The organism is Pseudomonas sp. Irchel s3b5 (assembly GCF_900187435.1).
Lineage (GTDB): Bacteria > Pseudomonadota > Gammaproteobacteria > Pseudomonadales > Pseudomonadaceae > Aquipseudomonas.
Genome location: NZ_FYDY01000007.1, coordinates 33,160 through 44,677 on the forward strand (window position 1 = coordinate 33,160; position 11,518 = coordinate 44,677).

Below are 11,518 nucleotides of genomic sequence, written 5' to 3' on the forward strand. Positions count from 1 at the left end.
TACGATGAGCAAAGAAGTACTGCTGGTTGTTGAGTCGGTATCCAATGAAAAGGGTGTACCGGCAAACGTGATTTTTGAAGCGCTGGAGCTGGCTCTGGCCACCGCTACCAAAAAGCGTTTTGAGGACGAAGTCGATCTGCGTGTGGAAATCAATCGCCACACCGGTGCTTATGAGACTTTCCGTCGCTGGACAGTCGTCGAAGAAGACGACCTGGACGATCCAGCTATCGAAACCTGGCCGAGCAAGGTTGCTGAAACGCATCCTGGCGCCAAGGTGGGTGATGTCGTCGAAGAGAAAATCGAGTCCATCGAATTCGGTCGCATCGCTGCACAGACTGCCAAGCAAGTCATCGTGCAGAAGGTTCGCGAAGCCGAGCGCGCCCAGGTTGTTGACGCTTATCGCGAGCGCCTGGGTGAGATCATCTCTGGCACCGTGAAGAAAGTGACCCGCGACAACGTGATCGTCGATCTGGGCAACAACGCCGAAGCGTTGCTGGCCCGTGAAGACATCATTTCTCGTGAAACCTTCCGGGTTGGCGTGCGTCTGCGTGCGCTGCTCAAGGAAATCCGCACCGAGAACCGCGGCCCGCAGCTGATCCTGTCGCGTACCGCGCCGGAAATGCTGATCGAGCTGTTCCGTATCGAAGTGCCGGAAATTGCTGAAGGCCTGATCGAAGTAATGGCTGCCTCCCGTGATCCGGGTTCGCGCGCCAAGATCGCCGTCCGCTCCAAGGACAAACGCATCGACCCGCAGGGCGCTTGTATTGGTATGCGCGGTTCGCGCGTCCAGGCAGTGTCGGGCGAGTTGGGCGGTGAGCGTGTGGACATCGTCCTGTGGGACGACAACCCGGCTCAGTTCGTGATCAACGCCATGTCCCCGGCGGAGGTTGCGGCAATTATCGTTGACGAAGATGCCCATGCAATGGACATCGCCGTTGGCGCAGACAATCTGGCTCAGGCCATCGGTCGCGGTGGTCAGAACGTGCGTCTGGCTAGCCAGTTGACTGGCTGGACCCTGAACGTGATGACCGAATCGGACATCCAGGCTAAGCAGCAAGCAGAAACCGGCGACATCCTGCGCAACTTCATCGACGAGCTGGAAGTCGACGAAGAACTGGCTCAGGTTCTGGTTGATGAAGGCTTCACCAGCCTGGAAGAGATTGCCTACGTACCGTTGGAAGAAATGCTCAACATCGACGGCTTTGACGAAGATATCGTCAACGAGCTTCGCGCTCGTGCCAAGGATCGTTTGTTGACCAAAGCCATCGCTACTGAGGAAAAGCTGGCAGACGCCCATCCGGCCGAAGACCTGCTCTCGCTTGAGGGTATGGACAAGGATTTGGCGATGGAACTGGCGGTGCGCGGCGTAATTACCCGCGAAGACCTGGCCGAGCAGTCTATTGACGACCTGCTCGACATCGACGGCATTGACGATGATCGTGCCGGCAAGTTGATCATGGCCGCCCGAGCCCACTGGTTCGAGTAATTAGGCGCGGCCTGAGGAGAGAAGTGCATGACGCAAGTCACGGTGAAACAACTGGCCGATGAGGTCAAAACACCGGTAGAGCGCCTGTTGCAGCAGATGCGTGAGGCAGGTCTGCCGCACACCGCCGCCGAAGAAAATGTGACTGACAGTGAGAAGCAATCGTTGCTGACTCACTTGAAAAGCAGCCACAAGGCGAAAGTGGAAGAACCACGCAAGATTACGCTGCAGCGTAAAACCACCAGCACCCTGCGTGTTGCTGGCAGCAAAAGCATCAGCGTTGAAGTGCGCAAGAAGAAAGTCTTCGTGCAGCGCAGCCCGGAAGAAATCGAAGCCGAGCGCAAGCGTGAAATGGACGAACGTCGCGCAGTAGAAAATGCTGCACGTCAGAAGGCTGAAGAAGAAGCCAAGCGTCGCGCCGAAGAAGAAGCGCGTCGCCAGCCTGCTGGTGCGTCAAACGCTCAAGCCGAACCTGTTGCAGCGCCTGCTGCGGTGGCCGAGCCAGTGCGTGACAGCGCGCCGGTTGCGGCAGCCGCTCCGGCACCTGCGGCCGATGCCCGCAAGCGTGACGAACAGCGTCGCCCGGACAAGCCACGTGCCGACGATAACAGTCGTCGCGGTAGCGGCGATGGCGAGCGCAAAAACGCTCCGCATCGTGCTTCGGTCAAGGAAAAGGCTCCGGCTCCACGCGTTGCCCCACGTACTACCGACGAAGAAAGCGATAGCTTCCGTCGTGGTGGTCGCGGCAAGGCCAAGCTGAAGAAACGCAACGCCCACGGTTTCCAGAGCCCAACCGGCCCTGTTGTGCGCGAAGTGAAGATCGGCGAGACCATCACTGTTGGCGATCTCGCTCAGCAGATGTCGGTCAAGGCTGCTGAAATCATCAAGTTCATGTTCAAACTGGGTACTCCAGCGACCATCAACCAGGTACTGGATCAGGAAACTGCCCAACTGGTTGCGGAAGAGCTGGGCCACAAAGTGACCCTGGTCAGCGACACCGCCCTGGAAGATTCCCTGGCCGAGTCCCTGAAGTTTGAAGGCGAGGCCGTTTCCCGTGCGCCAGTCGTGACCGTAATGGGCCACGTTGACCACGGTAAGACTTCCCTGCTCGACTACATCCGTCGTGCCAAGGTTGCTGCTGGCGAAGCCGGTGGTATCACCCAGCACATCGGCGCTTACCACGTTGAAACCGACCGTGGCATGGTGACGTTCCTCGACACCCCGGGTCACGCCGCGTTTACCGCAATGCGTGCCCGTGGTGCCAAGGCGACCGACATCGTGATCCTGGTGGTTGCAGCGGACGACGGCGTGATGCCGCAGACCATTGAAGCTGTCCAGCACGCAGTAGCGGCCGGTGTTCCACTGGTTGTTGCAGTGAACAAGATCGACAAGCCTGGTGCTGACCTCGATCGCATCCGTAGCGAACTGTCGGTTCACGGCGTGACGTCGGAAGAGTGGGGTGGTGACACGCCGTTCGTACCGGTTTCGGCGAAGATGGGTACTGGCGTCGACGAGCTGCTCGAAGCTGTATTGCTGCAAGCCGAAGTCCTGGAACTGACCGCAACGCCATCGGCTCCTGGCCGTGGTGTCGTGGTTGAGTCCCGTCTGGACAAGGGCCGTGGCCCGGTGGCTACCGTGCTGGTTCAAGACGGTACCCTGCGCCAAGGCGACATGGTCCTGGTCGGTTCGAACTATGGTCGTGTACGTGCCATGCTCGACGAGAACGGCAAGCCAATCAAGGAAGCCGGTCCGGCCATCCCTGTCGAGATCCTCGGCCTGGACGGTACCCCGGACGCTGGCGACGAGATGAGCGTGGTTGCCGACGAGAAGAAAGCCCGTGAAGTGGCTCTGTTCCGTCAAGGCAAGTTCCGCGAAGTCAAGCTGGCCCGTGCTCACGCAGGCAAGCTGGAAAACATCTTCGAAAACATGGGTCAGGAGGAGAAGAAGACGCTCAACATCGTCCTCAAATCCGATGTCCGTGGTTCGTTGGAAGCGTTGAACGGTGCCTTGAACGGCCTGGGTAACGACGAAGTGCAAGTGCGTGTAGTGGGTGGCGGTGTCGGTGGTATCACCGAGTCCGACGCCAACCTGGCACTGGCCTCCAACGCTGTACTGTTCGGCTTCAACGTGCGTGCCGATGCCGGCGCGCGCAAGATCGTCGAGCAGGAAGGTCTGGATATGCGTTACTACAACGTGATCTACGACATCATCGAAGACGTCAAGAAAGCCCTGACCGGTATGCTCGGCAGCGATGTTCGCGAGAACATCCTGGGTATCGCCGAAGTGCGTGACGTGTTCCGTTCGCCGAAGTTTGGTGCGATCGCCGGTTGCATGGTTATCGAAGGTGTTGTGCACCGTAACCGTCCAATCCGTGTACTGCGTGAAGACATCGTTATCTTCGAAGGCGAGCTGGAATCCCTGCGCCGCTTCAAGGATGACGCTTCCGAAGTACGTGCCGGCATGGAATGCGGTATCGGCGTGAAGAGCTACAACGACGTTAAAGTCGGTGACAAGATCGAAGTCTTCGAGAAGGTGCAGGTTGCTCGCAGCCTCTAACTCGCGCACTTCAAGAGCCGTGATGGGCATGCGCATGCAAATGCGCAGTTCGTCACCCGGACTCTAAACGCAACGCCCGGTCTGGCTTCTGTCAGGCCGGGCGTTTGCCGCTTTCAGACCACACGGGTTTCACCGTGGGGCAGTAACAGGTAACAAGACATGGCAAAAGAATATAGCCGTACCCAACGTATCGGCGATCAGATGCAGCGCGAGCTGGCACAACTGATCCGTCGTGAAGTCAAAGACCCGCGCGTCGGCCTGGTCACCATTACCGCTGTGGAAGTCAGCCGTGACGTTGGTCACGCCAAGATTTTCATCACTGTGATGGGCCAGGACAGCGCTGAAGAAATTGCACAAAGCATCAAGGTGCTCAACTCCGCCGCCGGTTTCCTGCGCATGCAGTTGGCCCGTGAGATGAAGCTGCGCAGCGTTCCACAGTTGCACTTCCACTACGACGAAAGCGTCGTGCGTGGTGCGCATCTGTCGGCGTTGATCGAGCGCGCAGTGGCTGAAGACAACCAGAACCTGGTTGCCGCAGAACCCGAAGACACCAAGGAGTAATCGGTGGCTCAGGTCAAACGTATCCGTCGTAACGTCAGCGGCATCATCCTGCTCGACAAGCCGCTGGGGTTTACCTCCAACGCGGCTTTGCAGAAGGTTCGCTGGCTGCTCAATGCCGAGAAAGCAGGCCACACCGGCAGTCTCGATCCCTTGGCCACCGGCGTGCTGCCGTTGTGCTTCGGTGAGGCCACCAAGTTCTCGCAGTACCTGCTTGATTCCGACAAGGGTTACGAAACCCTGGCGCAACTGGGCAAGACCACGACCACGGCGGATGCCGAGGGCGAAGTTTTGCAGGAGCGCCCGGTGACCGTTGGTCGCACCGATGTCGAGGCTGTATTGCCGAAATTTCGTGGGCAAATCAGTCAGATACCGCCGATGTACTCGGCACTCAAGCGTGATGGCCAGCCGCTGTACAAGCTGGCTCGTGCAGGCGAAGTAGTGGAGCGCGAACCGCGTTCTGTTACTATTACGCGCTTGGAATTGCTGGCCTTCGAAGGTGATACTGCGCGGCTGGCGGTGGATTGCACTAAAGGCACCTATATCCGCACCCTGGTGGAGGATATCGGTGAGCAACTCGGTTGTGGCGCTTACGTTGCAGAACTGCGACGTACCCAGGCCGGGCCATTCACCCTGGCGCAGACGGTGACTCTCGAAGAGCTGGAAGCGGTACATGCCGAAGGCGGCAATGAAGCGGTCGATCGCTTCCTGATGCCATCGGACAGCGGCCTGCTGGATTGGCCACTGCTGCAGTTCTCGGAAGCGAGCGCGTTCTACTGGCTCAACGGCCAGCCGGTACGTGCCCCGGATGCTCCGAAGTTCGGCATGGTACGGGTACAGGATCACAATGGTCGCTTCATCGGTATCGGTGAAGTGAGCGAAGACGGGCGCATCGCGCCGCGTCGACTGATTCGGTCAGAATGACCGGAACCAGCCTGTGTAACAGCGGGCTGGCGAGGGTGGCTGTTAACAGGCACGGTCACTACTCATTTTTAGATACAGGGATTTGTCCCTGGCCTGTTGAAACTGTTTTTCTGAAACAGTTTCCTGATAAAAGGATTGCCTCATGGCTCTCGACGTTCAAGAAAAAGCTCAAATCGTAGCTGACTACCAGCAAGCTGTTGGTGACACTGGTTCGCCAGAAGTGCAAGTTGCACTGCTGACCCACAACATCAACAAGCTGCAAGGTCACTTCAAGGCCAACGGTAAAGATCACCACTCCCGTCGTGGTCTGATCCGCATGGTTAACCAGCGTCGTAAGCTGCTGGACTACCTGAAAGGCAAGGATCTGGGTCGCTATCAGACTCTGATCGGTCGCCTGGGTCTGCGTCGCTAATAAGCGATTGCGCTAGAGGTTGGTTGTCTGTCGTGCACCAGTGGGTTTCCCGCTGGCGCATGGCAGGCTCCCAGCCTCAAGTTTTATCTGGATACCTGCTTTACCCGAGTAACACCTGGACAATCCAGTCGGGCCGATTCCCGGCGTTGCCCAAGAATTTCGCAAGAAACCAGTTCCCCAAGAGCCACAAAGAAGGTAGGACACCGTGAACCCGGTAATCAAAAAATTCCAGTTCGGTCAGTCGACCGTTACCCTCGAGACTGGCCGTATCGCCCGTCAGGCCTCCGGCGCAGTATTGGTCACCGTTGACGACGACGTCAGCGTATTGGTGACTGTAGTCGGTGCAAAACAAGCCGATCCAGGCAAGGGCTTCTTCCCTCTGTCTGTTCACTACCAGGAAAAGACTTACGCTGCCGGTAAGATCCCTGGCGGTTTCTTCAAGCGCGAAGGCCGTCCTTCCGAGAAAGAAACCCTGACTTCCCGACTGATCGACCGTCCGATCCGTCCGCTGTTCCCGGAAGGTTTCATGAACGAAGTGCAGGTAGTCTGCACCGTCGTTTCGACCAGCAAGAAGACCGATCCGGACATCGCTGCGATGATCGGTACCTCGGCAGCCCTGGCTATCTCCGGCATTCCTTTCGATGGCCCGATCGGCGCTGCCCGCGTTGCGTTCCACGAAAGCACCGGCTACCTGCTGAACCCGACTTACGAGCAGCAAGCTGCTTCGAGCCTGGACATGGTCGTTGCCGGTACTTCGGACGCTGTGTTGATGGTTGAATCGGAAGCCAAAGAGCTGACCGAAGACCAGATGCTGGGTGCGGTACTGTTTGCTCACGACGAGTTCCAGGTTGTGATCAACGCCGTTAAAGAACTGGCTGCTGAAGCTGCCAAGCCAACCTGGAACTGGGCTCCGGCTCCAGAAGCCACCGAACTGCTGGGCGCTATCCGCGCCGAGTTCGGCGACGCTATCTCCCAGGCTTACACCATCACCATCAAGGCCGACCGTTATGCTCGCCTGGGTGAGTTGAAGGATCAGGTGGTTGCCAAGCTGTCCGGTGAAGAAGGCCAGCCTTCTTCCAGCGAAGTCAAAGCGGCATTCGGCGAAATCGAATACCGCACCGTTCGCGAAAACATCGTAAACGGCAAGCCACGTATCGATGGTCGCGACACCAAGACCGTACGTCCGCTGAACATCGAAGTCGGCGTTCTGCCAAAGACCCACGGTTCGGCCCTGTTCACCCGTGGCGAAACCCAGGCTCTGGTCGTTGCAACACTGGGCACCGCCCGTGACGCACAACTGCTGGACACCCTGGAAGGCGAGAAAAAAGACCCGTTCATGCTGCACTACAACTTCCCTCCGTTCTCGGTAGGCGAGTGTGGTCGCATGGGTGGTGCTGGTCGTCGCGAAATCGGTCACGGTCGTCTGGCCCGTCGTTCGGTTTCGGCCATGCTGCCTGCCGCTGACGTGTTCCCGTACACCATCCGCGTGGTATCGGAAATCACCGAATCCAACGGTTCGAGCTCGATGGCTTCCGTTTGCGGCGCTTCCCTGGCCCTGATGGACGCTGGTGTACCGATGAAGGCGCCGGTTGCCGGTATCGCCATGGGTCTGGTTAAAGAAGGCGAGAAATTCGCCGTCCTGACCGACATCCTGGGTGACGAAGACCACCTGGGTGACATGGACTTCAAGGTAGCCGGTACCGCCAAAGGCGTCACCGCACTGCAGATGGACATCAAGATCAAGGGCATCACCGAAGAGATCATGGAGATCGCTCTGGGCCAAGCCCTGGAAGCGCGCCTGAACATCCTCGGCCAGATGAACCAGATCATTGGCCAGTCGCGTACCGAACTGTCGGCCAACGCTCCGACCATGATCGCGATGAAGATCGACACCGACAAAATCCGTGATGTCATCGGTAAAGGCGGCGCGACCATTCGTGCGATCTGTGAAGAAACCAAGGCTTCGATCGACATCGAAGACGACGGTTCGATCAAGATCTTCGGCGAAACCAAGGAAGCGGCAGAAGCTGCTCGTCAGCGCGTTCTGGGTATCACCGCCGAGGCCGAGATCGGCAAGATCTACGTCGGTAAGGTTGAGCGCATCGTCGACTTCGGCGCATTCGTCAACATTCTGCCGGGCAAGGACGGTCTGGTTCACATCTCCATGCTGAGCGACGCTCGCGTTGAGAAAGTGACCGACATCCTGAAAGAAGGCCAGGAAGTGGAAGTACTGGTACTGGACGTGGACAACCGCGGCCGTATCAAGCTGTCCATCAAAGACGTAGCAGCAGCCAAGGCTTCGGGCGTTTAATCGACCCCCAGCCTGACCGCTTCAACGTTGTAAAAAATGCCCCGCAGTGAAAGCTGCGGGGCATTTTTTTATGTGTGCGGGAAGATCAAAAGATCGCAGCCTTCGGCAGCGCCTACGCGCGGTCTCATGCAGGAGCTGCCGAAGGCTGCGATCTTTTTGTTTTTACAGCGAGCGAAGTTGCCTGACTCTATGGTCAGTGCTAGGTTTAGCCCACCGCCCGTGTAGCTCAGCCGGTAGAGCAGCGCACTCGTAACGCGAAGGTCGCAGGTTCGATTCCTGTCTCGGGCACCAATCAAGTGTTTTTGGAAGGCTCCAGCGGCTCCAAGCACCACGCAAAACCCCGCCTAGTGCGGGGTTTGTTGTTTCTGGGGGTTCATAGCGGTGCATAGCGTGCGCTTGCTAAATGAGTGCTCTAGTGAGCACGTTGCCTGTTCAATAATGTTTATAGGTACTCACTGGATGCCCCTGACCATCTTGCAAGTGAAGGCGGCAACGCCACGCGCAACTGATTACGGCCTGCCTGATGGTGACGGCCTTTTTCTATGGATACGCCCAGCCGGTGGAAAGTCTTGGCGGTTCCGCTTTCGGCTGGACGGCAAACAGGCCCACATATCACTAGGCACCCTGGCCCATGTGACACTTGCTCAGGCGCGCCAAATGGCAGCCGATGCTCGCCAACTGGTCAAGCAAGGCAAACACCCCGGACAAGAACGCAAGCTCGCACGCCTGGGAGTCACCGCATCCCGTGCAAACACCTTCAAAGCGCTAGCCAAGGAATGGCACCAGCACAAGTCGGCCAATTGGTCCGAGGGATACGCGGCGGACACAATGACCGCATTTGAAAACGACGTGTTCCCTCACATCGGCGCCAGGCCAATCGACGAAATAAAGCCGCTTGAATGGCTGGCAGTGTTTCGCAAGATTGAGGCCCGTGGCGCGCTGGAGAAACTGCGAAAAGTTCGCCAGCGATGCGCCGAGGTTTATCGGTACGCCATCGCCACGGGGCGGGCCACATATAACGCCGTAGGCGACATTGGCGGCGCGCTACAAGCCCCCACCGCCGAGCACTACCCGTTCCTACGCGCCAACGAGTTGCCCCCGCTTCTGAAAGCAATCAACGCTTATGCCGGGAGCAAGTTGGTAAGACTCGCCGCGCGCCTGCTTATGTTGACAGGGGTCCGCACGTCCGAGCTTCGCGCCGCACCGTGGGCCGAATTCGACCTTGAAGCCGCGACTTGGACGATACCCGCCGAGCGCATGAAAAAACGTCGCACGCACCTCGTGCCGTTGTCTCGCCAGGCGCTCGAAACCTTGCGTGAATTGCAGACTATTTCAGGCGGATATACGTTGGCTTTCCCTGGCCGAAACGATCCGGCCAAGCCAATGAGCGAGGCCGCAATCAATCAGCTTTTGAAAGCGTGCGGGTATGACGGAAAGGCCACCGGCCATGGCTTCCGACACTCCATGTCAACCATCCTGCACGACCAAGGCTACTTAAGCGCCTGGATTGAAACTCAGCTCGCACACACCGACAAAAACACAGTGCGCGGCACCTACAACCATGCGCAGTACCTGGAAGGGCGTCAAAAAATGCTCCAGTGGTACGCGGACTACCTGGACACCCTGGAAAGCGGCAGCAACGTCGTGCCAGGAAACTTTGGGCGGCGCGCCTGACAAGCCGCCAGGAAAGGCAGCCAACAGGATAGAATCAATCACGGCCAGCCTAGCCCGACGGGGCGAACAGCGCGCAGCGGTGAAGACGCCAGGCGCAGCCTGTTTGCCATGGGCGTACTGATCGCGCTTAAAAAGCGCGGCGCGTTCATGGAGTATCTGATGGAGCAAGAGCCGCCGTTAACACTGGCCACCACCACCCGGCCAGGTTGGCATGAGTCCGGCGCGTTTGTGCTGCCAGGGCGCACCATTGGCAGCGACACTGTGCGCTTTCAATCCAGCGGCCAGGCTCCGGCACTGTTCACGGCCAAGGGCGACTTGGTGCAGTGGCAGGCACGGATTGCCACCAAGTGTTTGGGCAATCCGGTGTTAACCCTGGCCATCGGTTGCGCCCTGGCTGGCCCGCTGTTGAGCCTGGTCGGTGTCAACGGTGGCGGCGTGCACCTGGTCGGTGATAGCTCCAAGGGCAAGTCCCTGGCGTAACTCATCAGCGCCACGGTATGGGGCGATCCCGCGGTATTCGCCTCAAGCTGGGATGTCACTGGCCCGCGTAGCGTGGCTGCTGGAATGCTCGCCAGAGCAACTGGCGGCAACCGGCAAACTCACCAACGAAGACGCCGAACAGTGCTCAATTGCCGCGCCGTACCTGGCAGTTGAACTGATCCGCTCCAATGGCTGGACCTCACCGCCGCCAATTGAGCGAGGCCCACGCCTAGAGCAGCCAGCACCGCCCAGCGCGCCGAGATTTTCCGCGACCTGGTGCGCCGCCCGTGACGCGTACCTGGGGCATCTGATGAAGTGTCCTGATTGCATTGCCCATCGGTTGCACAACACCATCCATTGCGAAGCCCGGACCGTCTTGCGCCGCGGCTATGACGTGTTGAGCGGCTCCTAGTCGATTCGGTCGACTGGGGGCGCGTTTAAATGCAATGAGCCGCAATGAGCCGGGGTGAAGTGCAATGGCCGCGCTGAATTCGTATGGCTTCAATCCAAAAAAGGAGCGCGATTTTCTGCACGGTGGCTATGGTGTGGTTTTCGTGGCGTCCGCCAGTAACGCGCCGCAATAGTCCTTTCATTGATGGCGTCTGTCCTTCGCCCGCAAAGTCGCCGACGGGACAAAATCAAAGGGACTGCAATGCGTTTGATAAATAAATCAGATGGAGGCCTGCAACGCACCGTCGATCCAGACACCGCCGCCAAAATGGTGCGTGACGGTTTGGATCGGGGCGGCCTCACCATTGACGGGCTGAGTAATGTACGGATTGGATCTCGTTTCGCCAGCAAAGACGAAATCATTGAGGCCGTCCGTCGTGGGGATTTTCTGTTGGTCGACGATCCCCCCAGAGGTGGCGGGGGTAGCGGCGGCTATTACGCCAGACCGGAGCCAGAGCCAGAACCCATTTACCTGGCAGCCAAGGAAGATTGGCCGCGTCCGAAAGCACGCACCGACCAAGTTTTTGCGAAGTCCTGCACCACTGAAAACTGGTGTCGCACCGAGGCAGGCGCGACCCCGGAGCCTGCCTCCAATTTTGGGACGGTCATGGTGGCAGCTTCGATGCTGCTGCCTGACGCTTCTACGGCGATTGCAATGGCCATCGGCGCC

Annotated in this window: 8 protein-coding genes, 1 tRNA gene and 2 pseudogenes; all 11 read left to right on the forward strand. The window is 58.6% G+C overall.

Going from position 1 to position 11,518, the window contains the following annotated elements:
* Positions 1-4 precede the first annotated feature (4 nt).
* Positions 5-1,486 (forward strand): transcription termination factor NusA, encoded by a 1,482-nt coding sequence (gene nusA, locus CKW15_RS10080; protein WP_093226792.1) that lies wholly within the window; start codon positions 5-7, stop codon positions 1,484-1,486.
* Between the two features lie 27 nt (positions 1,487-1,513).
* A complete protein-coding gene (gene infB / locus CKW15_RS10085) occupies positions 1,514-4,039 on the forward strand; it encodes a translation initiation factor IF-2 (protein ID WP_095152081.1) in 2,526 nt (841 codons plus the stop codon).
* Positions 4,040-4,198: 159 nt separating this feature from the next.
* Positions 4,199-4,600 carry a 30S ribosome-binding factor RbfA gene (rbfA, locus tag CKW15_RS10090; protein ID WP_053154395.1) on the forward strand — a complete coding sequence of 134 codons (402 nt, stop codon included), beginning with the start codon at positions 4,199-4,201 and terminating at the stop codon, positions 4,598-4,600.
* Between the two features lie 3 nt (positions 4,601-4,603).
* Positions 4,604-5,521, forward strand: a complete 918-nt coding sequence (truB, locus tag CKW15_RS10095) for a tRNA pseudouridine(55) synthase TruB (RefSeq protein ID WP_095058377.1) — start codon at positions 4,604-4,606, stop codon at positions 5,519-5,521.
* 142 nt (positions 5,522-5,663) lie between these two features.
* A complete protein-coding gene (gene rpsO / locus CKW15_RS10100) occupies positions 5,664-5,933 on the forward strand; it encodes a 30S ribosomal protein S15 (RefSeq protein ID WP_003177875.1) in 270 nt (89 codons plus the stop codon).
* Between the two features lie 205 nt (positions 5,934-6,138).
* On the forward strand, positions 6,139-8,244 hold the full coding sequence (pnp, locus tag CKW15_RS10105) for a polyribonucleotide nucleotidyltransferase (RefSeq protein ID WP_008088348.1): 2,106 nt from the start codon (positions 6,139-6,141) through the stop codon (positions 8,242-8,244).
* Positions 8,245-8,459: 215 nt separating this feature from the next.
* Positions 8,460-8,535: transfer RNA gene (locus CKW15_RS10110), tRNA-Thr, on the forward strand.
* A 168-nt stretch (positions 8,536-8,703) separates the two neighbouring features.
* Positions 8,704-9,918 (forward strand): tyrosine-type recombinase/integrase, encoded by a 1,215-nt coding sequence (locus tag CKW15_RS10115; RefSeq protein WP_095058453.1) that lies wholly within the window; start codon positions 8,704-8,706, stop codon positions 9,916-9,918.
* Positions 9,919-9,993: 75 nt separating this feature from the next.
* A pseudogene (locus CKW15_RS10120) lies at positions 9,994-10,458 on the forward strand (DUF927 domain-containing protein); the annotation flags it as partial.
* Positions 10,451-10,810, forward strand: coding sequence for a hypothetical protein (locus tag CKW15_RS28715; RefSeq protein ID WP_256580340.1), 360 nt, complete (start codon positions 10,451-10,453; stop codon positions 10,808-10,810). The pseudogene CKW15_RS10120 and the gene CKW15_RS28715, both read left to right, overlap by 8 nt.
* A gap of 240 nt (positions 10,811-11,050) precedes the next feature.
* Positions 11,051-11,518, forward strand: a pseudogene (locus tag CKW15_RS28470) (S-type Pyocin); the annotation flags it as partial.